Genomic DNA, 23,142 nt, shown 5'->3' with positions numbered 1-23,142 from the left:
TGGTATGACACGCGTTGCCGGCGGCGGACTGCAGGTCGACGCCGCCGCGGCGTTCGCTAGCGAGAATCCCCTGCTGATCGCTGGTGTCGCTGTGGCCCTCCTCGTCCTTCTCGGAGCCGGCGTCTGGCTGCGTCGGTATCTCAGCCGAACGCCCGGTGAGCGACTGCGCCGGACACTGACCGGCTACGACCGAATCGCGGTGTTGATGCACCCGAACCCGGACCCGGACGCGATGGCCTCTGCCCTGGCCGTCAACCAACTCGTCGCCGGCACTGATACGTCAGCGTCGTTGCTGTACCCCGGAGAGATACGCCGCCCGGAGAACCGGGCTTTCCAGACGGTGCTGGATCTGGATTTCGAGCACGTCGAAACTGTCAACGACATCGACGCAGAGGCGGTCGTCCTCGTCGACCACAACACGGCACGCGGCTTCCCCGGTGCCGAGGAGGTCGAGCCAGTCGCCGTCATCGACCACCATCCCGGCAACGGCAGCGGTAGCGAGTTCACCGATATCCGGTCCGATTACGGGGCCTGTGCGACCATCTTCGCGAGCTACTTCAATCAGTTGGAGTTCGAGTTCAGCGACACACAGGGGAACGAGGGTATCGATATCGACGCTGCACCGGCCGAAACCGTCCCTTGTGCGCTGGCAACGGGGCTGATGTACGGTATCCAGTCCGACACCCGGTCGCTGACAAACGGGTGTCAATCCGAGGACTTCGCGGCTGCCGCGTACCTCTACGATGGGATGGACAGCGACCTGCTCAACCGCATCGCGAACCCCCAGGTCGACGCAGAAGTACTCGACGTGAAATCCCGAGCCATCGGGAAACGAGAGGTGCGAGCGCCCTACGCGTTCAGCGACGTGGGCGAGGTGTCGAACACGGACGCCATTCCACAGGCGGCAGATGAACTGGAGACCCTGGAAGGGGTCTCCGCGGTCGTCGTCGTCGGTGAGAAGGAAGGGACCATGCGCATCGCCGGGCGCTCGCGGGACGACCGCGTCCACATCGGGCGGGCGATAGAAGCCGTCGTCGACAATATCCCGATGGCCGAGGGGGGTGGCCACGCCCGGATGGGCGGCGGGAAGGTCCCGGTCAAGCACATGGCCGGCCTCGGCCCCAGTGACGGCGTCTCCCGTGAGGAGTTCCGTGAGCGGGTGTTCGACGCCATGAGCGGCGAGCTGTAACGAGCGACTGGAGCGCGCTTGCGATTCCAGTGAATCTCTGTCCTTTTGTCACTGCCCGACCAACGACTGGTATGGCCACACGGGAGGCGACCTGGGCGTACCGGGACGACCACGACGAGTTCGCGCGCACGTTCTACCGCCGATTCGGCGACGGCGTCGTCTCCAGTATCGGCATCGGTACGTATCTGGGCGACCCGAGCGACGAGCGGGACGCGAACTACCACGACGCCATCGTCACGGCGCTGGAGTCGGGCATCAACGTCGTCGACACGGCGATAAACTACCGACACCAGCGCTCCGAACGCATCGTCGGCGACGCCGTCGCGGACGCTGACGTGGACCGTGAAGCGATCGCTGTTGCGACGAAAGGCGGGTTCATCCCGTTTGACGGGGAGCGCCCGGCTGACCCCGGCGCGTTCGTCCGGTCGGAGTATCTCGACACCGGCATCGTCGACCGCGACGACCTCGTCGCGGGGCAACACTGCATCGCACCCGACTACATCGACGACCAGGTCGACCGGTCGCTTTCGAACCTCGATCTGGACACAATTGACCTCTACTACGTCCACAATCCGGAGACGCAACTGAAATCCAAGTCCCGCGAGGCAGTGTACGATCAGCTAGAGGCGACCTTCGAGCAACTGGAGGAGCGAGCAGCGGCTGGCGACATCAAACACTACGGGCTCGCGACGTGGGAAGCGTTTCGCGTGCCCACCGACCACGACAGCTACCTCTCGCTACCGGAAGTCGTTGAGCGTGCCCGTGCCGCGGCAGAAACGGTCGGCAACGCGGCGACGCATCTCCGTGCGATTCAGTTGCCGTTCAACGTCTCGATGGCCGACGCATTCACTGTTGAGTCCCACGACGGCGCGGAGGGGCCACAGTCGGCGCTGTGGTTCGCGCACGAGGCCGGGCTAGACGTGTTCACCAGCGCTTCCATCATGCAGGGACAGCTGGCGGCAGAAATCCCGGACGACATCGCGGCGAAGCTCTCGGGCGAGACGAGCGCACAGCGCGCCATCAACTTCGCACGCAGCGCGCCGGGCGTGACCTGCTCGCTGGTCGGCACGGGGTCTGTCGAGCACGCCCGGGAAAACGTCGATGCCGGTCGGTACGAACCGCTCGGCGCTGACGCGTTCGACGCCGTCTTCGAGTAGCTAGCTGAGTTCCTTCCACTTGCCGTCGCATTCGGGACAGACGCGCACTTTCCCGACCTCGTCCGGGTCGTTTTCCGTTGCGAGCGGCTCGTCACAACTGGTACAGGAGAGCCGTCCGTAGTTGTCCTTCTCGACGTCGCCTGCTCGGAGGGCCTTCCTCACTGAGTCCATACCTGCCAGTGTGCTACCCGCGTGTAAAAACCCCGTGGCGGCGTTCCGGAACGTTGTTCAAGTTTTCCGATCTATCACCGGTCGTGTCTCGTCGCCGTATCTTCGGCTCGCTGTTGGGGATGGTGTTCTGCATCAACCTCGCCAGAGTCGTCTTTGCACCACTCATCGAGCCGATTCGGGCGACAACGGGAGCGTCCGATGCGACGCTCGGACTGCTCGCAACGATGGCCTGGGCCGGGAGCGCGCTCCCGCGGCTGCCGACCGGCGTCCTGCTGACCCGGATATCGCGGGCGAAGGTCATCTTCGGCTCCGGTGTCGTGTTGACCCTCGGGACGACGTTCACCGCGCTCGCGTTCGACCCGACGCTGTTGCTCGTCGGCGCGTTCATCATGGGGCTTGCGAGCGGCATCTACCTGACCGCGGCCAACACACTGGTCAGCGAACTGTTTCCGGAGCGGCCCGGTCGCGCGCTCGGGCAACACGGCGTAGCCTCCCAACTCGCGGCCGTCGGTGCGCCCGCCCTGATCTCGTTCGTGCTTATCGTCGGCACGTGGCGAACCGCGCTACAGGGGATCGCCGTCGCCGCGGGACTGGTAACCGTCGCTTTCACTATCGTCGCGAGACGCTCCCGACTCCCCGACGCCGGGAGCGAAGACCGCGACCTCCTCGGCGCAGCGCGTGCCCAGTGGCACATCATCGTCACCAGCGTCGGTACCATCGGCGTCGCGGGACTGGTCTGGAACGGGCTGTTCAATTTCTACGTCACCTACGCCACGAGCGTCGGTCTCACGCCCGGACGGGGACGGACGCTCCTGTTGCTCGCGTTCGGGGCCGGCGTGCCGGCCTTCTACGTCAGTGGCCGTCTGGCCGACCGGCTCCCGTCGATTCCGTACCTCCTGACGATCCTGGCGGCCTTTACCGGCTGCGTACTTGTGCTCCCGTCGCTGACTGGGTTCTGGTCGCTGGCCGCGTTCAGCGTCGTCGTCGGCTACGTCATCCACAGCATCTTTCCGGCGGTGGACGCGTACCTGCTCGGCTCGCTCCCCGACCGCCACCGCGCGAGCGCCTACGCCACCTACGGCGCGGGCATGATGGTGATGCAGGCCCCCGGGAGCGCGCTCGTCGGGGCCCTGCTGGACGCCGGCGTCACCTTCCCGGCGCTGCTTCGCGGCATGGGGCTGGCGCTGCTCGTCGTCCTCGCTGCGATGGTGACGCTGCACCTCGACGGTCGGCTGCCAAGCGCAGCCCGAGCCTAAAGGCTGAAGCCGCTCGGTGCCGCGTCACCTGTATGGACCTGCAACCGGACGAGCTGGCTGGCGTCGTCGACCTCTTTGGCTCGCTCACCAGAGCGGAGCTCCTCGACGCCTGCGGCGAACTCGCCTTCAAGCAGGGCATCGACGACGACCCGGAGGTAGTAGCGGCGGCTATCGACGACGCTATCGACTCGTACCATCTCGTCACTGTCGACGACCACGCCGCCGACGCCGACGAGACGCTACTGGTCGTCGGCCCTGTCGCGTTCCCGGCTCTGCCCGACGGTGCGGCCGACCTCCCGCACATCATGGACGTGCCGGCCCGCGACCTCGCGCGTGACGCCGTTATCGAGGCCATCAAGGCCCGCTTCCGGGAAGACGCGGTGATGGCCGTCAAGAACGGTGACGAAGACCGCGTCGGGACGCTACTCGACGTGAGCTACGACATCGAAGCCTGGGAGAACGTCGAGATGGACGGCCTCCGGGACCGACTCGACGACGTGTGAGCCCAGTGCCCCGATACCCACACGATTAAATCAGACATTTCGAGGGAGTGAGCCACCCGAATTAAGACGGTCGGTCACCTACAGTACGCTATGCAGTTTGACCGGGTCGCGGCCCACGAGCCAGTCGTCGTGGACGATGAGCCACAGGAGGCCGCCGTCATCGCCCCGGTCGTCACGCGACCTGCGGGCGAGGCGATACTGTTCACGAAACGTGCCGACCACCTGTCGGACCACCCCGGGCAAATGTCGTTCCCCGGCGGCGGCCGCGAGCCCGAAGACGAGGACCTGCTGCGGACGGCGCTCCGGGAGGCGAACGAGGAGATCGGGCTCGACCCGCTGGCAGTCAACGTCGTCGGCCGGCTGGACGATATCCGGACCATCACTCGCTACTCCGTGCGCCCGTTCGTCGGGCGGATTCCGGACCGCGACTATCTACCTTCAGACGAAGAAGTCGCCGAAATTGTTGCCCTTCCGGTATCGGAGCTGACGGATCTGGACAACTACGAGTCCGAACACCGCGACCACCCCCACTACGGCGAGATTCGACTCCACTTCTTCTACGTCGACGGCTACACCGTCTGGGGTGCGACGGCGCGAATGCTCGTCCAGTTGCTCGAACTCGCGACCGACTGGCGGATGCCGCCCGAGCCCGACCGGTACATGGAGCCCGACGACGACTTACCGCCGAGCGTGCGCGACGAAGCCGAGTGACGCGGGCCGCTGTTCGGGCTTAGCTACCGAGAGCGACAGGATTTTGCGACCCCGCTCCGATAATCGCGTAACTGGATGACCACGCTTACCGGTGCGACGCTCGCGGCCGCCGGCATCGACGCGGTGGCGCTCAAGCCAACAGAAGTGGACGTGTCCCGAGCGACAGCCCTCGACGTCGAGACGCTCGCAGTCGATTACGAAGGGTCGGCCCACGTCCCGGAAACGGACACTATCGAGCGACTGGCATCGACCGCCGACGTACGCGTCACCACGCCGATCCGGGCCGACGGCTTCGACCCGCTGGGCGACGACAGTGGGTTCGACGCGCTGCCGGCAGGTGCGGGACGTGTTCTGGTCGCCGGCCATAGCGCGTATCTCTCGGAGGACGAGGCCGAACGGGCCGTCGCACCGCGGTTACGGGCGGCTGTCGACGACGCCAGCGACCCATGGGTCGGAACTGAGGGTATCGAGCGCCTCGCGCTGGCGGTCGGCGGGACGCAGTACGAACTCCTCTCGCGGACGACCGCCCGCGACGTTCGGACGCTCCGGACGGCCGGCTTCGACGGTTCGATTGCCGTTTACGCTCCGCTGGTGCTCTCGAACAACGAGGACGCGATGCTCGACGCTGTCGGCGACTACGCGGCCCGACGCGGCCCGGTTCGGAACGCACTGCCTGAGGGCGCACCGACGGACAGCCGAGCGACCGGTCGGGCCAGAGACGTACTCAAGCAGGCTATCCGCGACTACGCGCTCGTCGGCTCTGCCGAAACAGTCGCCGAGCGAACCGAACGGCTCCATGATATCGGTGTCGACACGATTGTCGGCTACCCGGCCCGTGGACTCGACCCCTTTCTCTCGTAAATGAGCGTCGCCGTCGTCGGCGGTGGGGCAGTCGGCCTGTCGACCGCACTGGCACTGGCTCGCCACAACGCATCGGTAACGGTATTTGAACGTGACACCCTCGGAAGCGGCGCGAGCGGGCAAGCGGCCGGCCTCTGCTACGACGCGTTCGCTGACGACGTGGACGCCGCCGTCGCCGCGGACGCGCTCACTCGTTACCGCGACCTGGACCTGTTCGAGCCACAGCCCTACGTCTGGGTCGCGCGCGACGAGAGCGACGCCACGGCTGTCCGCGAGCAGATCACGGGGATGCAGAAAAACGGCGTCGCGGTCGACGCGCTCACACCGGCGGAACTCGGCGACCGCTACCCGGCCCTAGACACCGGCGGTATCGAGGTGGCCGGCCTCGCCCGCAAGGCCGGCGTACTCGACCCGGACAAGGTGGTGGCGACGCTCGCCGAAACGGCCCGCAAAGCGGGTGCGACCATCGAAACAGAATCCCCGGTCTCCCTCGCGTCGACGACGACCGTCGAAACGCCGGATGAGACCCGGACGTTTGATGCGGTGGTCGTCGCGGCTGGCCCGCAAACAAAGCCACTTGTCGCCGATGTCGGCGTCTCGCTCGCGCTGAAAGCCTACCGGGCGCAGGCCCTCGTGACCGAGCCTATCGATGCCACGCTGCCGTCGTTCTACGACGCGACACGGGAGTTCTACTGGCGGCCGAAGGGCAACGCACTGCTGGTCGGCGACGGCGCACACGAGGTCGACCCGAGAGACTGGGACCCGGCAGCGGACGCCGAGTTCGTCACTCGGAGCCTCGACCGGGTTGAGCAGGTGACGGCGCTCGCTCCGGCGTGTGACCGGGCCTGGGCCGGTCTGTGTACGGCGACGCCGGACGGCGCGCCGCTGGCCGGGCAGGCCGGCGACGGGCTCTGGGTGGCGACTGGCTGGCAGGGCCACGGGCTCATGCGGGCTCCGGCGCTGGGGAACTATCTCGCCGCAGCTGTTCTCGATCGTCGGAACCCGCTTTCAGAACACCTGCCCGACCGCGTCGACCCGACACGGTTCGACGGCTCGGAAGAATTCGCCGCGCTGGACGACCCGACACGTGACTGGGACAAGTGAATACGCTGTAAGAAAGTGTATACAGGGCGGTCAGGCGTCGTCGTCTTCGCTCTCATCGGCTGATTCGGTCACGTCTTCGACGTCAGCCGTTCCGCTGTCCGCATCCGCTTCGTTGTCCTCGGCCGTCTCGCTCTCGTCGGTTTCGACACCGACATCCGTGGCCTCGTCCTCGTCGTGGTCCGTGTCGGCCTTCGGAACGCGGACGTGGAGCGTGCCGTTGCTTTTGAGCGTCGCCTGGGCTGTCTCCGGGTCGACAGCCGCATCGCTCGGAAGCGTGACGCTCCCGTCGAGTGCGAGCCCGCGGCCCGGGTAGCGCATTTCGAAGCCCTCGTAGAAGTCACGGAAGCGGTCGATTCGGACCTCCACGCGGTCGTCGATGTACCGGACCTGGATGTCCGACGCCGTCGTGCCGGGGGCGTCGAAGACGACGAGGTAAGCGTCGTCCGACTCAAGCAGGTCCGAGGGCAGCGGCTTGTTCTCCTGTACCCGACCGGCGGCCCGGCCGATGTTCTCGAAGATGGCGTTGCTGATGGACGAGCCGATGTCGCGCATCATAGTTCGATTTCGTCGAGGCAGTCCGTCCCGCCGCAGTACGGACAGGAGAACGCCGCGAGTTCGACATCGTCCGGCATATCGTACGTGTAGTGCATCTCGAACATGTCGAGTTCGCAGCTGTCGTCCGTGCAGACGACCTCCATGGTGGCTGGCATACTATTTCGTTGGTCCGTCGGGGACAAACCCCTTACGGACGGGGAAGTGTTCGCTCAGCTCCTGCCAGTCCCAACATTGATGCCGTCACCGCCGTACTCGGGCGTATGAGTGAACGCGTCCTCGGGGTGGACTTCAGCGGCGCAGCGGCCGCTGGCGATGCACTCTGGGTTACCGAGGCGATACCGACGGAGGACGGGCTGGACGTACAGCGATGCTACCGCGCGACGGACGAGTGGGGCCGGGACCGCGAGACGGCCCACGCCGGCCTCGTCGACCGCATCACGGATGACGATGTGGGCACGGTCGGGCTGGATTTCCCGTTCAGCCTGCCCCAGGCGCTCCTTGACGCCCAATGTAGCGGTACCTGGTCGGGCTTCGTCGACTGGCTTGCGAGCGGCAGCGGCCCGACCGACCCGGCGTCGCTCTCCGAGGCGTGCCGGCACACCGCCGAGATGGCGACCGGAAGCCGGGACCTGCGCCGGGAGACGGACTTCCGACGCGGTGCGCTGTGTCCCTACACGAACCGGACGCGCAGTATGACCTTCTACGGCGTCCGGGACGTGCTCGGGAAACTGGGAGACGACGACGGGACGGCCGTCGTACCGATGCAGGGCTGGGACGCCGACACGCTCGTGGCCGAGGTGTACCCCGCCGCGACCTTCGGCTGGCTGGGCTGCTACCGCGAGGGGTACAAGAACGTCGACGAACCGGAACAGCGCCGGGAAGCGAATATTTCGGCGGTCGAAAGCTGCAGCGTCACGGTCGGCGAGCACCGCGACACCTACCTCGGCAACCACGACGCGCTGGACTCGCTTGCCGCCGTGGTTTCGGCGGGGCGACTGGCCGACGGTGCCAGACCGCCAGCAGTTGGCCCCGAGAGTGAGGGCTGTATCTACGTTTAACAACGCGGTGGCGTCACCGTCTCCGGGCCGAAGCCCGGCATATATCAGTTTCCGGCCCAACTACCGTCTATGCCTGCCGATCAGGGCGGCTTCGAGGGCGTCCGCGAGAACATCGACGGCCACCCGATGGTCAAGCTTGTCCGGTACGCCACCCCCTATTGGCTGCGGCTGTTCATCGGCATCGTCGCGGCGTTCTGTACCCGGTTTGCCCGTCTGGTGCCGCCGATAATCGTCGCCGCAGCCATCGACCGCGTCGTCCTCAGCAGCGGCGAACCGGGGCTGCTGACGAGAGCCGGGTTGCTGCCGCCCGGTACAATCACGGGCGAAGCCGCCCGGATCGCGTTCCTCCAGCGGCTCGTCGTCATCGCGGCCATCGCGTACCTCATCCGTTCGGCGACACGCTTTGCCTCCCGGTATCTCCTGCAGTCGAGCGCCCAGAAAATCCAACGAGACCTCAGAAACGACACGTACGACCACCTCCAGCACCTCTCGCTGTCCTTCTTTGCGAACCACCAGACCGGCGGGATGATGTCGATACTCAACAGCGACATCAACCGCCTAGAGTCGTTTCTGAACACGGAGTTCCGCCAGATGATCCGAGTGGTGGCGACCGTCGGCGGCATCGCGGTCATTCTCTGGACCTACTCGCCGAAGCTGGCGCTCATCGCGCTCGCGCCGGTCCCCATCATCGGCGTCGCCAGCGGCTTCTTCCTCACCTGGATCGAGCCGCGGTACCGCTCCATCCGACAGACGGTGTCGCGGCTCAACACCCGGCTAGAGAACAACCTCAGCGGCGCGCCGGTGATCAAGGCCTTCGACCGCTACGACTTCGAGCGCGAGCGGGTGACCGAGCAGAGCCAGGAGTACCACGACGAGAAGGTCGCCGCGCTGCGCATCCGCCGGGCCTTCTTCGCCGGCCTGCGGCTGTTGACCGGGATCGTGTTCGTCCTGATCCTGTACGTCGCCGGGATGGACTTCATCACGAATCCGGAGGGGGAGGCGGCGCTGTCAGCGGGGGCCTTCACCGCCTTCTTCCTCTACATCCGCCGGCTGTACTCGCCGATGCGTCGGGTCGGCAAGTCGGCCAACAAGTACCAGCTCGCAAAGTCCAGCGCCGAACGCGTGTTCGGCCTGCTGGGCCAGGAGCCCGAAGTTACCGACCCCGGTGATCCGTACGAACCGGCTAGCATCGACGGGTCCGTCGAATTCGACGGCGTGACCTTCGGCTACGGCGACGAGCCGCCAGTTGTCCGTGATGTGTCGCTAGACGTGCCTGACGGGGCGACAATCGGCCTCGCTGGGGCGACCGGAGCCGGCAAGTCGACCCTGCTGAAACTGATCCCCCGGTTCCACGACGTGGATGATGGTTCTGTCAGCGTCGACGGCGTCGACGTACGCGAGTACGGCCTCCAGAGCCTCAGGAGCGAGATCGCCATCGTCGAACAGCAGCCGTACCTGTTCTCGGGGACCGTCGCCGAGAACATCGCCTACGGCGACCGCGGGGTGCTCGACGCAGAACAGTCTACCGAGGAGACCGGTGCGGCCGGCTGGGAGACCGCCCGCGACCGCGTCCGCGACGCGGCGAAGGCCGCCCAGGCCCACGAGTTCATCGAGGGCCTGCCCGAGGGGTACAACACACAGATCGGCGAGCGCGGCATCAAGCTCTCTGGCGGCCAGCGCCAGCGGGTCGCCATCGCCCGCGCCCTGCTGAACGACCCCGAGATCATCATCTTCGACGAGGCCACCAGCGACGTGGACACGGAGACGGAAGACCGCATCCAGGAGAGCATCGAGCAACTGGTCGCGGACCGTACCGCCTTCGTCATCGCGCACCGCCTCTCCACGATTCAGGACGCGGACCGCATCGTCGTGATGGACGACGGCGAAATCGTCGAGCGCGGCAGCCACACCGACCTACTCGCGGCCAACGGCGACTACGCTGACCTCTGGCACGCGCAGGCCGACGACCGGGCGGTCAGCGCTGACGACTGAGACTGTGGCTACCTGGGTATGTTCGGCAGAGTACCGGTGAGGCGACCGACTGCACTGGCACGAAATATTTGATTGCCTCATTCGAGCCGTCGATAGCAACCAGCGTGGCCGCCAGTCAGGTGTGCGTTAGCCGCGCTTTGTGTCTGCTGTATCGATGTTTGGTAACGCTAGCCTTGAAAGTGATAGTGTCTCATATGCGCTACAGAGATATTATCGCTCTTTTTAATACATAAGAGTTATTAGGCCGGCGTAGACGTGACATCACTCACTCTCGAACCGCTGACGTACGAGGACATCCCGCCGGAGCGCCGTCCGGGGGTACTGCAGGCGCTGGTTCCCGTACTCGGTGTCGTGCTCTTCCTCGGCATCGGATCGGGATATCTGAAGCTGGCCCCACACGGGCCCCTGCTCTGGAGCATCGTACTGACTGGTGCAGTCGGCAAATACTGGCTGGGGTACTCGTGGGACGACCTCTACGAGGGCCTCGCGGACAGTCTACTGATGGGACTGCAGGCCATTCTCATCCTGTTCATCATCTACGGGCTCATTGCGACGTGGATTAGCGCGGGAACTATCCCCGGGCTGATGTACTACGGGCTCTCGATACTGACGCCGGACGTGTTCCTGCCGGCGACAGCGCTGCTTGCGATGGTCGTCGCCTTTTCCATCGGCTCGTCGTGGACGACGGCCGGCACGCTCGGCGTGGCCTTCATCGGCATTGGCTCCGGCCTCGGCGTGCCAACGCCGATGACCGCCGGTGCGATCCTCTCAGGTGCCTACGCAGGCGACAAGCAGTCACCCCTCTCGGACACGACGAATCTCGCGGCCGCCGTGACGAACACCGACCTCTACGACCACATCCGGGCGATGCGCAACGGGACCGTTCTGGCGTTTGGCCTCTCAGTACTGCTCTACGCCGCGCTGGGACTGCGTGCTGTCGGTGAAATCCCGACCGGGCGCGTCGCCGAGATACAGGGCGCACTTGCTGGCAGCTACGAACTCTCGGCGTTGGTACTCATCCCGCTCGTTGTCACCTTCGGGCTGGCGCTGTACGGAATCCCCGCGCTCCCGACGCTGGTCGCCGGGGTCTTCGCCGGGGCCTTCACGACCATCTTCGTGCAGGGCCGGTCGTTCACTGCCGCGTGGACCGTCTTTCTCGACGGGACGGCCCCTGAGACGGGGACGGCGCTCGTGAACGACCTGCTGGCCAGCGGTGGTGTCTCAGGATCGGCCTGGACAATTGCTGTCGTCGTCGCGGCCCTCAGTCTCGGTGGGCTCCTCGAACGGACCGGCGTCCTCGCCGTACTCGCACACCATCTCGCGACGGCCGTCCGCGGCCCGCGTAGCTTAGTCGTCGGGACCGGCGTGTCGGCCATCTTCGTCAACGCCTTCTCGGCCCAACAGTACATGAGCATCGTCGTTCCCGGTCTCACGCTCCGGAACCTCTACAACGAGTACGGCCTGGCCAGCGACGACCTCTCACAGGCTATCGAGTCCGCCGGAACCCCGACCGGCGCGCTCTTCCCGTGGCACGCCGGTGCCGTCTATATGTCTGCAGTCTTCGGGGTTGGAACGCTTGCGTACGCCCCGTACTACTTCTTCGCGTTCCTCTCGCCGCTGATCCTGTTCGCAACAACGCTGTTCGGTGGCCGATACGACGGTTCCGAGCAGGCTGATTCGGTCTCGTCGTCCGCTGTCGCCGACGACTGAGTTCGTTTGCCGCTGGGTGATTTTTCACTGTACCGTCTCAGCGAGGAGATGTACGTCGAACAGTACGAACCGCAGAACAATCCTCACCGTGGCCACTGTGACAGGGTGGCCATGACAACCAGACACGGTTTTAGGCATCGAACGTCAAGCGAGGGGTATGACTGACCCCGAGACGCTCGACGTAACCATCGTCGACGGCTACGTCGACGAGCCCGCACACTTCGGGGTGCCGCCGTACATCTCGACGTATCCGCGGTACGCCGCCGGCGCGCTCGTCGACGCCGGCGTCCCCCGAGAGCAGATCACGTATCACACCATCGACGAACTCCGGGAGGACAACGCCGTCTGGCGCGACGTAGAGGCCGCTGACCTGCTGGTGTACGTCGGCGGTATGACCGTCCCCGGCAAGTACGTCGGCGGGACGCCGGCGGAACCCGACGAAGTGCGCGAACTGGCCTGGACAGCCAACGGGACGTCCATCATGGGCGGCCCCGTCCGCTTCGGCGTCGGCGAGGCCAACGAGGGCGCGAGCGAGACGGCCCGCGATGACCTCGATTTCGACTTCCTCGCCATGGCCGACGTGGAGGCCGCCGTGTTCGACCTCGTGGAATCCGGTCTGGAAGGGTTCAACGACCGCTACCGTGACATCGAGGAGGAGACCCGCTGGGCCCGCGCCGGCGCGTTCGTCGTCGAACAGCACCCGAACCACCCGGAGTACCTCATCTGCGAGATGGAGACCTCCCGGGGCTGTCCGTACCGGTGTTCCTTCTGCACGGAGCCGATGTACGGCAACCCGGACTTCCGGCCGCCCGAGAGCGTCGTCGACGAGGTCGACGCCCTCTCCGACCGCGGCGTGAAGCACTTCCGACTCGGCCGGCAGGCCGATATCTTAGCCTACGGCGGCGACGGCGAAGCGCCCAACCCGGACGCCCTCCGGCGGCTCTACGGCGGTATCCGCGAGGTTGCGCCGGATCTGGAGACGCTGCACCTCGACAACATGAACCCCATCACGGTCGTCAAGTGGCCCGAGAAGGCCCGCGAGGGGATCCGCATCATCGCTGAGCACAACACGCCCGGCGACACCGCCGCGTTCGGCCTGGAGTCGGCCGACCCGAACGTGATGAGCGACAACAACCTCAACGTCACCGCCGACCAGTGTTTCGAGGCGGTGAAGATCGTCAACGAGGTGGCTGGCTGGCGGCCTGGCGGAGAGAAAGGCACCGCTCCCAATTTCGGTGACGACGCCGCTCGACGGCTCCCCAAACTCCTACCCGGCATCAACCTCGTCCACGGGCTGAAAGGCGAGACGCGGGAGACCTTCGAGCACAACAAACGGTTCCTCCAGCGGGTGTACGACGAGGGGCTGATGCTCCGGCGGGTAAACATCCGGCAGGTGATGGCCTTCGAGGGGACCGACATGGCAGACACCGGCGCGGAGATCGCCAAGGACCACAAGCAACTGTTCAAGCAGTACAAACAGGAGGTCCGGGAGACCATCGACAACCCGATGCTCAAGCGGGTCGCGCCGCCGGGGACGGTCCTTCCGGACGTACATCTGGAGTACCACCAAGACGGCAAGACCTTCGGCCGGCAGCTGGGGACCTACCCGCTGCTCGTGGGCATTCCGGGCGAGCGCGAGCTCGGTAGCGTCGTCGACATCGCAGTCACCGACCACGGCTATCGGTCGGTCACCGGCGTCCCCTACCCGCTGGATCTCAACAGCGCGTCGATGGACGAACTCACCGCGATTCCCGGCATTGGACGGAGTACCGCCGGTGACGTGGTGGTAAACAGACCCTACGAGTCGTCCGGGGACATCGACGTAGACTCTATCGAGCGGTTCGTGACTGCTCAGTCGCCGGAAGGCGCTGACTAACGGTTTTTCCGACTCGTCAGCGTATCGAACGGAAAGTACTTTTCACTCCGGGGATGACCAAGAGCGTATGACTGCGGTCGAGGTGAGCGTCGTTCTCCCTGCCTACAACGAGGCAGACACCATCGAGCAGACGGTATCGGCGACGCTCGAGACGCTCGCCTCGTTTCTCCCCGAGGACACGTACGAGGTCATCGTCGCGGAGGACGGCTGCTCGGACCGCACGCCGGAGATCGCGACGCGACTCGCAAACGAAGACAGCCGGGTCCGGCACGTCCACAGCGACGAGCGGTTGGGCCGCGGCGGTGCGTTAGAGTACGCCTTCGAGCGGGCCGACGGCGAGACGCTGGTGTATTTCGATACGGATCTGGCGACGGACATGTCGCATCTCGAAGAACTCGTCAACGCCGTTCGACTCGACGGTTACGACGTGGCGACGGGGTCACGTTGGATGCCCGACAACCGCGCCGACAGACCTGCAAAGCGAGGGATTCCGAGTTTCGGCTACAACACGCTCGTCCGAACTGTCCTCCGGTCGGACCTCAAGGACCACCAGTGTGGCTTCAAGGCCTTCGACCGGGGGGCACTGGAGACGCTGTTGCCTCTCGTTCAGGACGAACACTGGTTCTGGGACACGGAACTGCTGGTGAAGGCCCAGCGCAACGGCTACCGGGTGAAGGAATTCCCCGTCGACTGGACACCCAAGGGCGACTCGAAGGTCGACATCGTTCGGGACGTGTTCGGCATGGGCAGCCAGGTACTCCGGACCTTCTGGGAGCTGTCGGTTAGCCCCCGGATTACCCGCGAGGTATCGCTCGGCGCGGGGACGATGCTGGTCGTCGTCGCTCTCCTGTTGATGACCCAGTATCTCGACCCCGACCGCGTGCTCAGGGAGATGGCGGGCGCAGCGCCGGAAATCATCGCACTGAGCGCTGTCGTCTATGCTGTCTCGTGGCCGCTCCGCGGTGTCCGCTACCGCGACATCCTCGTCTCGATGGGGTATCGGGAGCGGTGGGGCTTCCTCACAGGGGCGATATTCATCAGCCAGACTGGAAACCTCGTGTTCCCGGCGCGAGCCGGTGACGCCGTCCGGGCGTACGTCATCAAGGCCCGCCGCTCGATTCCGTACCCCTCCGGGTTCGCCTCGCTTGCCGTCGAACGGGTGTTCGACCTGCTGACCATCACGCTGCTCGCCGGCGTCGTCATGATCGGGCTGGCCGCGACGGGGTCGGCAGAGCAGCTGCTGACCGCGTTGACAGGTGGGACCGTCGGCGGTGACGCGGCCAGCAGCGGGCGGACGGCCGTCGCCGTGGCAGCCGGCGTCGGACTCGCAGCAATCGGAGCGGTGGTGGCTATCGTCGCCAGTGCGCGGAGCGACCGGAACCTCGTTCGGGCGGTTATCGGGCGACTGAGCAGCGACTCCTACGCCGACTACGTCGCCGGCATTATCGAAGGGTTCGTGGGCGACGTACAGACAGTGGCAGCGGACGGGTCGGCCTTCACACGTGTCGGCATCGGAAGCCTCCTCATCTGGACGTTCGACGTGATTACGGCCCTGATCGTCTTCGAGGCCTTTGGCTACAGCCTGACGCCGTCGCTGGTCGCCGTCGGCTTCTTCGCGGTCAGCGTTGGGAACCTCGCAAAGGTCCTGCCGCTGACTCCCGGCGGGGTCGGCCTCTACGAGGGCGCGTTCACCGTTATCGTCGCGTCACTGACGCCGGTCGGCGTCGCCGCCGCTATCGGTGTCGCAATCGTCGACCACGCGGTCAAGAACGTTGTGACCATCATCGGCGGCATCGCGTCGATGGCCTGGCTCAACGTCTCGCTGACGACGGCCGTTGAGGAGTCCCAGTCCGCCGAGGCCATCGAACCGGAAACGAACGACTGACCCGGCTCCGCTGTACGCTCGGACTCACCCATTGTCGTCGGCTGAACGTCCCGTTTTATCAGGTATCCGGGCGCTCGACGGGAAAATGCGCGATGGCCGTTATATGAATGGTCATGCGAGTAATGCACAAACGTGGGTTTCGTGACGTGTGGCGGCGGTCTCTACGACAATACCGGAATGTTTTAATGACTTTCGTTCGAATACAGTGTTACCGACTGCCTCCGGGTTCTGTGATGTCTCCCACCCGGTGAGCACCCGCCTTCGCAACCAATGAGTGAACACACACGGACGCGACAGCAGCGTGAAGAACAGACGACGGAGTCGACGGAATCGGAGAGCACAGCGTGCCCGGAGTGCAGTGGCTCGCTCGTTATCGACGACGAACACGGCGAAACGGTCTGTGAAGACTGTGGGCTAGTCGTCGAATCCGACGAAATCGACCGCGGCCCCGAGTGGCGCGCGTTCGACTCCAGCGAGAAAGACGAGAAGTCCCGCGTCGGCGCACCGACAACGAACATGATGCACGACAAGGGGCTCTCGACCAACATCGACTGGCGCGACAAGGACGCCTACGGCAACTCCCTGTCGGGCAAACAGCGCCAGAAGATGCAGCGCCTGCGCAAGTGGAACGAACGGTTCCGAACCCGCGACTCCAAGGAGCGCAACCTCAAGCAGGCGCTGGGCGAAATCGACCGGATGGCCTCTGCGCTTGGACTGCCGGAGAACGTCCGCGAGACGGCCAGCGTCATCTACCGCCGCGCACTCGACGAGGATCTGCTTCCCGGCCGCTCCATCGAGGGCGTCTCGACGGCCTCCGTCTACGCCGCCGCACGCCAGGCCGGCGTCCCGCGCTCGCTCGACGAGATCACGGAGGTCTCCCGGGTCGAAAAGAGCGAAATCGCCCGGACCTACCGCTACGTCGTCCGCGAACTCTCGCTTGAAGTCCGCCCCGCAGACCCCGAGAGCTACGTCCCGCGCTTTGCCTCCTCGCTGGAACTGTCCGACGAGGCCGAGCACCGCGCCCGCCAGCTCCTCCAGAACGCCAAGGAACAGGGCGTCCACTCCGGCAAGTCACCGGTCGGCCTCGCTGCAGCTGCAGTGTACGCCGCCGCCCTGCTGACCAACGAGAAAACGACCCAGGCCGCCGTCTCCGAGGTCGCCGATATCTCCGAGGTCACTATCCGAAACCGGTATCACGAACTGCTGGAAGCCGAGCAGGACCTGCCTGTCGCGTAAGCTCGGTATTTGCGTCGCACCGCTGTGAGGGCTGTTTTTGCCATCCGTTGTCACACGCAGAGCGTGTACGCCGTCGACCGATAACCGCAAGACTAGAGTCGTCCCGTCCGCTGGGACCGGTATGGAGACGACACACCGGGTTCGAACCGGTGATGCCCGCACACTCGAGTGCCCCGACGACAGCGTCGAACTGGTGGTCACGTCGCCGCCCTACCCGATGATCGAGATGTGGGACGACATCTTCACCGACCTGGATCCCGACATCGGAGCGGCCCTGGACGACGAGGACGGCGACCGGGCGTTCACGCTGATGCACGACGTGCTCGATGCGGTGTGGGCCGAGCTAGAGCGCGTGCTGGTTCCCGGCGGCATCGCCTGTATCAACGTCGGGGACGCGACGCGATCTCTGGAGGATGGGTTTCGCTCCTATCCAAACCACGCGGAGATAACCGACCGGCTGACCGACCACGGACTGCGCGCGCTGCCGGATATTCTATGGCGCAAACCCACCAACAGCGGTGCGAAGTTCATGGGTTCGGGGATGGTCCCGCCGAACGCCTACCCGACGTTAGAACACGAACACATCCTCGTGTTCCGCAACGGGGAGCGTCGCCGCCTCGAACCGGGCGCGGACCGTCGCTACGAGAGCGCCTATTTCTGGGAGGAGCGCAACGAGTGGTTCTCCGACCTCTGGGAGCTGCCCGGCGAGAGCCAGAACCTCGACGACGGGCTGCGGGATCGCTCGGGTGCCTTCCCGCTGACGGTTCCCTATCGGCTCATCTCGATGTTTTCGGTGTACGGCGATACGGTGCTCGACCCGTTTCTGGGTACCGGGACGACGACGCTGGCGGCGATGGTCGCCGGCCGGAACTCGGTGGGTGTGGACCGCGACCCGGACCTGTTGTCGGCGCTCGAAGAACGGGTCGCCACCGCCCCGGAGCGCTCCCGAACCATCGCCCGCCAGCGCCTCGACGACCACCGCTCGTGGGTGGAGCAGCGGCGTGCCGACGGCAAAGAACCGGGCTACGAGGCCGAGCAGTACGACTTCGCCGTCAACACGAAACAGGAACAACGGATCCAGTTCTACGCGGTCGACTCCGTCGAATCGACCGACGACGGCTTTCGGGCCATCCACAAGCCAGTCGAGTAAGCGCGGCTTTTTGTGCGGCTCCGTCAAAGCCGAGGTATGGACTTCAAGTCGTTCACCCTGCTCGCCGCCACCGACGACCTCAGGGTGGAGCCGGCCGCCCGCGCCGACGCCGACGGGCTGGAGCTACGGATGGATTTTGCCGACGACCCGCTGGCACAACTGGACGCCTACGACGGTGACCTCCCGATACTCGTCACGAACCGGCCGACCTGGGAGGGCGGCGAAGCCGCCGACACCGCTGGACGGCTCGACGCGCTCGAAACCGCGCTCGAACACGACGCCGTGACGGCCGTCGACCTGGAGCTTGCGGCACTTTCGGGGGCTGGCGACCACGACGCCGGCCGTGTCACCGACGTTGCCCGAGACCACGGCGCGTCCGTGGTCGTCTCGACGCACAACTTCGAGTCGACGCCCGACCGTGAGGTGATCGTCGACCACCTCGAACGGGCCTGCTCTCAGGGCGACGTTGGGAAGATGGCCAGCACAGCCCAGTCGCCGGACGACGTACTGGCGATGCTTGGCGCGACCCGCGAACTGACTGCCGAGGGCGAACAGGTCGCCACGATGTGCATGGGTGCGGCCGGTCGCCACTCCAGAGCCGTCGCCCCGCTGTACGGCTCCCGCATCGGCTACGCACCGGTCGACCCCGCTGACGCGACCGCTCCGGGCCAGTACGACCTCGCGACGCTCCGGACCCTGGTCGAACAGCTACAGAGCGACGCCTGAGCCGGTAGCTGCCCGCTACGGGGCTTTCGTCCGGACAGTGATCCTTCGGAAGATATAGGGGTATGCGAGATAGACTCGCCGAGTATGACTGACAAAGGACGCAAGCGGCCGTTACTGGCCGTAGTGCTTGCGTTCATCTTCCCTGGGTTGGGACACTTCTACCTCCGTAAGTGGGTGCGGGGACTGCTGTGGCTCGGGTTACTGTTCATGCTGTCGGTGGTGTTCGTCGTCACTGGCGCTATCGACCCTGTCACCCAGCTAAGTATTGAGGCTATCTCATCGTCGTATCAGTCCAGACCCACCGAGGTGACGATCGGTTCGGTCGTGATCACGACGCTCAACGTCGTCGACGCCTACTGGGTTGCGGTCAACGAAAATCAGGCTCAGGAGGTCGAAGCCGGCACGACGTGTCCGAACTGCGGCAAGGAACTCGACGAGGACATCGACTTCTGTCACTGGTGTACGACACAACTGGAACCGGTCGAGGCGGACCAGCAGTAACCGACAGTTCGTGGTCGAACCCCAAGTCGGAACAGCTTACTTTTCGATGATACTTTCTTCGATCCGCTCACCGAAGTGCGTTGCCGTGTCCTCGTGGTGAATGAGGATTTCGTCGCCCGGTTCGAGGTCCGTAACGGCGGTTCGCCCATTCTGGGTGTGGACCTTGATCGTCTCGGCGTTCTGGAGCAGCGTCTCGATTCGGTCGCCGTCCTCGGTCTGGGCCTGTACGCGGAACATCGGACGTTTCTCGATTTTCGCGCGGCCGACTATAGCCTCGCGAGTGCGCCCGTTCGCGTCGACGATCTGGACCTCATCACCGGACTGGAGTTCCGAGAGGTACTTCGTGCCGCCGTCAGGGGTCCGGACGTAGGCGTGGACCGCGCCGGCGTTGACGCGGAACGGCCGGGAAGCAACGTATGGGGATTCAGCCGTCTCAGCATGGACGAAGAAGAGTCCGCGAGCCATCGAACCGACGAGCATCCCTTCGTCGTGTTCCATCAGGCTGCCCGTGTCGATACAGACGCGGTCAGCGGAGCCGGTCTGCTCGATGGCGGTGACCTCGGCGTACTCCAGATCGAGTGACTCCCGACCCATCTCGTCGCGGACCTCCACTGTCTTGCGTATTTCGTCGACATCGTCGGTGTCCAGCAGGACGCCGTCGGCCCCCAGTTCCAGCGTCTCGTAGGCCGTCCGGGCGTCCTCGGCGGTCCGGACACCTGCAATAAGGTCTGTCTCCTCGCCAACACGGGCGATGAGGTTTTCGAGCGGAATGATCTGCCAGTTCTCGCCGATGACGATAGTGAAGTCGGCTTCGGCGGCGACTGCTTCGGCAAACGCTTCGTAGTCCTCGTCGAAGATGCGGACGTAGCCGCCGTCGGGGGCGGCCCCGTTCTGCCGGAGCGTCGAGAGGTCAGCGGAACCGGAGAAGTCAGATGGGAGGTCAACCGTGCCGTCACCTTCGCCGTCTTTCCCGACGATGGTAGCGTCAGCCTCTGAGTCCTCCGCCTCGGCCTCCATCACGTGGACATCGCCGTTGGTGAACGCAGCGATGTTTATTTCGCCGAATTCCGAGACGCGGTCGACGTCTTCCTCGTCGACCAGTACCCAGTCGACGCCGGCCTCGATACCGGCGGTTATCCGGCGTTTCCGTGTCTCCCAGTCGCCGACCTCGCTGTCGGCTTTGAGCCAGACGCTTCGAGTCATACGCCCACGTCCGCAACGGCGGGGCTTGAACGTGGCGGAACCCGGGTCAGCCTGTCGGGTGACAGACAGGGAAGTGATATGCGCACGGCAGGCGATATTGGTTGGATTTCCTGAAATCAGAATACGGGGAATACAACATTTGTTATTTATTCGTGCCTGGTTATCGTAATTAAATGTCGGCCAATAGACTTATCAATGAGCCTTACTAATAAAGGATTCACATAATACGGTCCAGCTACGGATGGTTACTAACCACATCTACACAATCGCCGGGGCGAAAGGGGGGATCGGAAAAACGACGTCCAGCATCAACCTCGGTACACTGCTGGCGAAGGCCGGATACTCGACCGTCGTCGTGGAGATGGACCTCGCGATGGCGAACCTCGTCGACTTTCTCGATGTCGACATCGACACCGACGAGGACGCGACGTTTCACGATGTACTCGCCGGCGAGGCGGCAGTCACAGAGGCGATGTATGAGACTGACGCTGACCTGTCAATCGTGCCGAGTGGGACCACACTCGAAGGGTACGCGGATACCGACCTCGACCGGCTGCCCGGCATCGTCGAAACCCTCCGGTGGCACCACGACATCGTGCTGTTGGACACCCCGGCAGGACTGAGCGAGGAGACGATTCGGCCGCTCAAGCTCGCTGACGACGTGTTGCTCATTTCGACGCCGCGCGTGGCATCGATCAGAAACGTCTCGAACACCAAAGAACTCGCAGAGCGAGTCGAAGCGCCGGTTCGGGGCCTCATCCTCACGAAATCCGGGACGGGCGCGTCGCCGGGAGCCGATGAAATCGCGGAGTTCCTCGACGTCGAACTGCTCGGCCACGTGCCGGAAGACGACGCCGTCCCGCACTCCCAGGACAGTGGTACGCCCGTCGTCCGGAACGCACCGAACAGCGGCGCAGCAATCGCGTACGAGCGGATTTCGGAGCAGCTCGTCGATACGGAGAAAGCGTCGACCGATACCATGGCAGATGCGGCCGGTTCAGGGGAGCCACCCGACTCGGACGACCCAGAACCGACGACCCGGCCAGCGGAACAGCCACCACAGCGGCACATCCCCGGGACAACGGACGGTGGCAAGACAGTCCACCCATCGGACGCAATCAGGGACGACAGCGATCTGATCGGTCCAGCACCAACCAAACAGGACAGGGTGGGCGATCCGCCGGCGGACGACGTAGCCGAACTGACCGACGCCGGTGAGCCGGTCGCATCGGAGGTGGACGCCGAAAACGAAGCCGAAACCGCGTCGATAATCGACGGCACCGATCTGGTGGAAAACGAATCAGCATCGATCGATGGGCCGGAGCAGGATGCTGACGCGGCAGAGCGAGACGCCGGTGCGTCACGAGATACCGACGGCCCGGAACAGGAAACCAGTGACTCGCCGTCGGATGTTTCCAGCGAGAACGATGCGGATGCCGGCGACGGAGACGAAGCTGACGGTCTCGGGTCGCGAATGCGGTCGCTGTTTGGCCTTTAGGCCTCGACGGCCAGGCCGGCCTCGCGGAGCGCCTCCTCGGTGGTAGCGTCGTCGTGGACGACGGCGGAGACAGCACGGGCAATCTTCTCCGGTTCGTCGTGCTGGAAAATAGAGCGGCCCATCGAGACGCCGGAAGCTCCCGCATCCATCGTTCCTCGGACCATACGAACGGTATCTTCGTCAGTTCCTTTCGAGCCGCCAGCGATGACCACCGGCAACGACGTGGACTCGACGACGTGCTGGAAGGTCTCGGCGGAGCCGGTGTAGCCGGTCTTGACGATGTCCGCGCCCAGTTCTTCGGCCAGTCGGACGGCATGGCCGACGGACTGATTGTAGTCCTCGTTCTCGGAGTCGATTTCGGGGCCGCGGGCGTAGGCCATCGCCAGCACCGGCAGGCCGTACTGGCTGGCCTCGGTCGTCAGTTGGGAGAGCTCCTCGATCTGTTCGGGCTCGTACTGGCTGCCGACGTTGATGTGGAACGAGACGGCGTCGGCCCCGGCGCGAATGGCATCCCCGACCGTCCCCGTGGTCCGCTTGTCCTGCTCGTCGGGGCCGATAGTGGTCGAGCCGTTGAGATGCGTGATGTAGCCCGCGTCGTTCTTGTTCGGATGGACGCGGCCGGCGATGCCCCGCTGGGTGAGGACGGCGTCCGCGCCGCCGCTGGTGACCGCGTCGATGGTCGATTCGATGTCTTTGAGACCCTTTACGGCCCCCATTGTGATGCCGTGGTCCATCGGGACGATGACGTATGTGTCGTCTGTCCCGATGCGTTCGAGTCGTGCGCGTTTTCCTGCAGTCAT

General features: G+C 65.0%; 22 protein-coding genes. 17 read left to right on the top strand and 5 right to left on the bottom strand.

Annotated elements, in window-relative coordinates; translation table 11 throughout:
• Positions 1-4: 4 nt before the first annotated feature.
• Complete coding sequence (locus tag C444_RS04710) at positions 5-1,189, top strand: DHH family phosphoesterase (RefSeq protein ID WP_004591271.1); 1,185 nt, start codon at positions 5-7, stop codon at positions 1,187-1,189.
• A 71-nt stretch (positions 1,190-1,260) separates the two neighbouring features.
• Positions 1,261-2,346, top strand: coding sequence for an aldo/keto reductase (locus C444_RS04705; protein ID WP_004591269.1), 1,086 nt, complete (start codon positions 1,261-1,263; stop codon positions 2,344-2,346).
• Here the strand turns inward: C444_RS04705 and C444_RS22190 are convergent, their stop codons facing one another.
• A complete protein-coding gene (locus tag C444_RS22190) occupies positions 2,347-2,517 on the bottom strand; it encodes an HVO_0758 family zinc finger protein (RefSeq protein WP_004517187.1) in 171 nt (56 codons plus the stop codon). It abuts the gene before it with no gap.
• A gap of 119 nt (positions 2,518-2,636) precedes the next feature.
• Between C444_RS22190 and C444_RS04700 the strand changes: the two genes are divergently transcribed.
• The 5 genes from C444_RS04700 (at position 2,637) to C444_RS04680 (ending at position 6,952) form a co-directional block, all read left to right on the top strand.
• On the top strand, positions 2,637-3,773 hold the full coding sequence (locus C444_RS04700) for an MFS transporter (RefSeq protein WP_004591267.1): 1,137 nt from the start codon (positions 2,637-2,639) through the stop codon (positions 3,771-3,773).
• 32 nt (positions 3,774-3,805) lie between these two features.
• A complete protein-coding gene (locus C444_RS04695) occupies positions 3,806-4,276 on the top strand; it encodes a DUF7109 family protein (RefSeq protein WP_004591265.1) in 471 nt (156 codons plus the stop codon).
• A gap of 90 nt (positions 4,277-4,366) precedes the next feature.
• Complete coding sequence (locus tag C444_RS04690; RefSeq protein ID WP_004591263.1) at positions 4,367-4,987, top strand: NUDIX hydrolase; 621 nt, start codon at positions 4,367-4,369, stop codon at positions 4,985-4,987.
• A 75-nt stretch (positions 4,988-5,062) separates the two neighbouring features.
• Complete coding sequence (locus C444_RS04685) at positions 5,063-5,848, top strand: DUF7388 family protein (protein WP_004591261.1); 786 nt, start codon at positions 5,063-5,065, stop codon at positions 5,846-5,848.
• On the top strand, positions 5,849-6,952 hold the full coding sequence (locus C444_RS04680; RefSeq protein WP_004591258.1) for an NAD(P)/FAD-dependent oxidoreductase: 1,104 nt from the start codon (positions 5,849-5,851) through the stop codon (positions 6,950-6,952).
• 30 nt (positions 6,953-6,982) lie between these two features.
• On the opposite strand, the gene C444_RS04675 is transcribed toward C444_RS04680, so the two are convergent.
• Positions 6,983-7,507 (bottom strand): Hsp20/alpha crystallin family protein, encoded by a 525-nt coding sequence (locus tag C444_RS04675; RefSeq protein WP_004591256.1) that lies wholly within the window; start codon positions 7,505-7,507, stop codon positions 6,983-6,985.
• On the bottom strand, positions 7,504-7,662 hold the full coding sequence (locus tag C444_RS22185) for a DUF7559 family protein (protein ID WP_004591253.1): 159 nt from the start codon (positions 7,660-7,662) through the stop codon (positions 7,504-7,506). Before C444_RS22185 ends, C444_RS04675 begins: the two co-directional genes overlap by 4 nt.
• 105 nt (positions 7,663-7,767) lie before the next feature.
• Between C444_RS22185 and C444_RS04670 the strand changes: the two genes are divergently transcribed.
• From C444_RS04670 to C444_RS04630, 9 genes are all read left to right on the top strand, one after another.
• Positions 7,768-8,565 (top strand): DUF429 domain-containing protein, encoded by a 798-nt coding sequence (locus C444_RS04670; RefSeq protein ID WP_004591251.1) that lies wholly within the window; start codon positions 7,768-7,770, stop codon positions 8,563-8,565.
• Between the two features lie 69 nt (positions 8,566-8,634).
• A complete protein-coding gene (locus C444_RS04665) occupies positions 8,635-10,557 on the top strand; it encodes an ABC transporter ATP-binding protein (protein WP_004591250.1) in 1,923 nt (640 codons plus the stop codon).
• A 255-nt stretch (positions 10,558-10,812) separates the two neighbouring features.
• Entirely contained in the window at positions 10,813-12,267 is a 1,455-nt protein-coding gene (gene arcD, locus C444_RS04660; RefSeq protein WP_004591248.1) for an arginine/ornithine antiporter ArcD, read from the top strand.
• 157 nt (positions 12,268-12,424) lie between these two features.
• Positions 12,425-14,143, top strand: a complete 1,719-nt coding sequence (locus C444_RS04655) for a radical SAM protein (RefSeq protein ID WP_004591246.1) — start codon at positions 12,425-12,427, stop codon at positions 14,141-14,143.
• Positions 14,144-14,210: 67 nt separating this feature from the next.
• Complete coding sequence (locus C444_RS04650; protein ID WP_004591244.1) at positions 14,211-16,028, top strand: flippase-like domain-containing protein; 1,818 nt, start codon at positions 14,211-14,213, stop codon at positions 16,026-16,028.
• Between the two features lie 270 nt (positions 16,029-16,298).
• Positions 16,299-17,264 (top strand): transcription initiation factor IIB, encoded by a 966-nt coding sequence (locus tag C444_RS04645; protein ID WP_004591241.1) that lies wholly within the window; start codon positions 16,299-16,301, stop codon positions 17,262-17,264.
• 121 nt (positions 17,265-17,385) lie between these two features.
• The gene (locus C444_RS04640) at positions 17,386-18,414 is read left to right on the top strand and encodes a DNA-methyltransferase (protein WP_004591239.1); all 1,029 of its coding nucleotides are present in this window, start codon (positions 17,386-17,388) and stop codon (positions 18,412-18,414) included.
• 36 nt (positions 18,415-18,450) lie between these two features.
• Positions 18,451-19,140: a type I 3-dehydroquinate dehydratase gene (locus C444_RS04635; RefSeq protein ID WP_004591237.1), complete on the top strand. Its 690-nt coding sequence runs from the start codon at positions 18,451-18,453 to the stop codon at positions 19,138-19,140.
• Positions 19,141-19,224: 84 nt separating this feature from the next.
• Positions 19,225-19,641, top strand: coding sequence for a DUF6677 family protein (locus C444_RS04630; protein ID WP_049909114.1), 417 nt, complete (start codon positions 19,225-19,227; stop codon positions 19,639-19,641).
• 36 nt (positions 19,642-19,677) lie between these two features.
• Here C444_RS04630 and C444_RS04625 read toward each other — a convergent pair whose 3' ends face one another.
• The gene (locus C444_RS04625; RefSeq protein WP_004591232.1) at positions 19,678-20,844 is read right to left on the bottom strand and encodes a 3-dehydroquinate synthase II; all 1,167 of its coding nucleotides are present in this window, start codon (positions 20,842-20,844) and stop codon (positions 19,678-19,680) included.
• 241 nt (positions 20,845-21,085) lie between these two features.
• Between C444_RS04625 and C444_RS04620 the strand changes: the two genes are divergently transcribed.
• Positions 21,086-22,342, top strand: coding sequence for a P-loop NTPase (locus C444_RS04620; protein ID WP_004591230.1), 1,257 nt, complete (start codon positions 21,086-21,088; stop codon positions 22,340-22,342).
• On the opposite strand, the gene C444_RS04615 is transcribed toward C444_RS04620, so the two are convergent.
• A complete protein-coding gene (locus tag C444_RS04615; RefSeq protein WP_004591228.1) occupies positions 22,339-23,142 on the bottom strand; it encodes a 2-amino-3,7-dideoxy-D-threo-hept-6-ulosonate synthase in 804 nt (267 codons plus the stop codon). The genes C444_RS04620 and C444_RS04615 overlap by 4 nt on opposite strands.

Source organism: Haloarcula japonica DSM 6131 (genome assembly GCF_000336635.1).
Classification (GTDB): Archaea; Halobacteriota; Halobacteria; order Halobacteriales; family Haloarculaceae; genus Haloarcula; species Haloarcula japonica.
Note: the sequence above shows the minus strand (reverse complement) of the source record. Positions and strands in the feature narration are given on the sequence as shown.

Excerpts from the sequence above, each read along its gene's own strand:
- C444_RS04690 (WP_004591263.1), top strand. The coding sequence starts at position 4,367 with ATGCAGTTTGACCGGGTCGCGGCCCACGAGCCAGTCGTCGTGGACGAT.
- C444_RS22190 (WP_004517187.1), bottom strand. The coding sequence starts at position 2,517 with ATGGACTCAGTGAGGAAGGCCCTCCGAGCAGGCGACGTCGAGAAGGAC.
- C444_RS04710 (WP_004591271.1), top strand. The coding sequence starts at position 5 with ATGACACGCGTTGCCGGCGGCGGACTGCAGGTCGACGCCGCCGCGGCG.
- C444_RS04685 (WP_004591261.1), top strand. The coding sequence starts at position 5,063 with ATGACCACGCTTACCGGTGCGACGCTCGCGGCCGCCGGCATCGACGCG.
- C444_RS04615 (WP_004591228.1), bottom strand. The coding sequence starts at position 23,142 with ATGACTGCAGGAAAACGCGCACGACTCGAACGCATCGGGACAGACGAC.
- C444_RS04650 (WP_004591244.1), top strand. The coding sequence starts at position 14,211 with ATGACTGCGGTCGAGGTGAGCGTCGTTCTCCCTGCCTACAACGAGGCA.
- C444_RS04655 (WP_004591246.1), top strand. The coding sequence starts at position 12,425 with ATGACTGACCCCGAGACGCTCGACGTAACCATCGTCGACGGCTACGTC.
- C444_RS04625 (WP_004591232.1), bottom strand. The coding sequence starts at position 20,844 with ATGACTCGAAGCGTCTGGCTCAAAGCCGACAGCGAGGTCGGCGACTGG.
- C444_RS04705 (WP_004591269.1), top strand. The coding sequence starts at position 1,261 with ATGGCCACACGGGAGGCGACCTGGGCGTACCGGGACGACCACGACGAG.
- C444_RS04670 (WP_004591251.1), top strand. The coding sequence starts at position 7,768 with ATGAGTGAACGCGTCCTCGGGGTGGACTTCAGCGGCGCAGCGGCCGCT.
- C444_RS04630 (WP_049909114.1), top strand. The coding sequence starts at position 19,225 with ATGACTGACAAAGGACGCAAGCGGCCGTTACTGGCCGTAGTGCTTGCG.
- C444_RS04675 (WP_004591256.1), bottom strand. The coding sequence starts at position 7,507 with ATGATGCGCGACATCGGCTCGTCCATCAGCAACGCCATCTTCGAGAAC.
- C444_RS04635 (WP_004591237.1), top strand. The coding sequence starts at position 18,451 with ATGGACTTCAAGTCGTTCACCCTGCTCGCCGCCACCGACGACCTCAGG.
- C444_RS04700 (WP_004591267.1), top strand. The coding sequence starts at position 2,637 with ATGGTGTTCTGCATCAACCTCGCCAGAGTCGTCTTTGCACCACTCATC.
- C444_RS04680 (WP_004591258.1), top strand. The coding sequence starts at position 5,849 with ATGAGCGTCGCCGTCGTCGGCGGTGGGGCAGTCGGCCTGTCGACCGCA.
- C444_RS04640 (WP_004591239.1), top strand. The coding sequence starts at position 17,386 with ATGGAGACGACACACCGGGTTCGAACCGGTGATGCCCGCACACTCGAG.
- C444_RS04695 (WP_004591265.1), top strand. The coding sequence starts at position 3,806 with ATGGACCTGCAACCGGACGAGCTGGCTGGCGTCGTCGACCTCTTTGGC.
- C444_RS04620 (WP_004591230.1), top strand. The coding sequence starts at position 21,086 with ATGGTTACTAACCACATCTACACAATCGCCGGGGCGAAAGGGGGGATC.
- C444_RS04665 (WP_004591250.1), top strand. The coding sequence starts at position 8,635 with ATGCCTGCCGATCAGGGCGGCTTCGAGGGCGTCCGCGAGAACATCGAC.
- C444_RS04645 (WP_004591241.1), top strand. The coding sequence starts at position 16,299 with ATGAGTGAACACACACGGACGCGACAGCAGCGTGAAGAACAGACGACG.
- C444_RS22185 (WP_004591253.1), bottom strand. The coding sequence starts at position 7,662 with ATGCCAGCCACCATGGAGGTCGTCTGCACGGACGACAGCTGCGAACTC.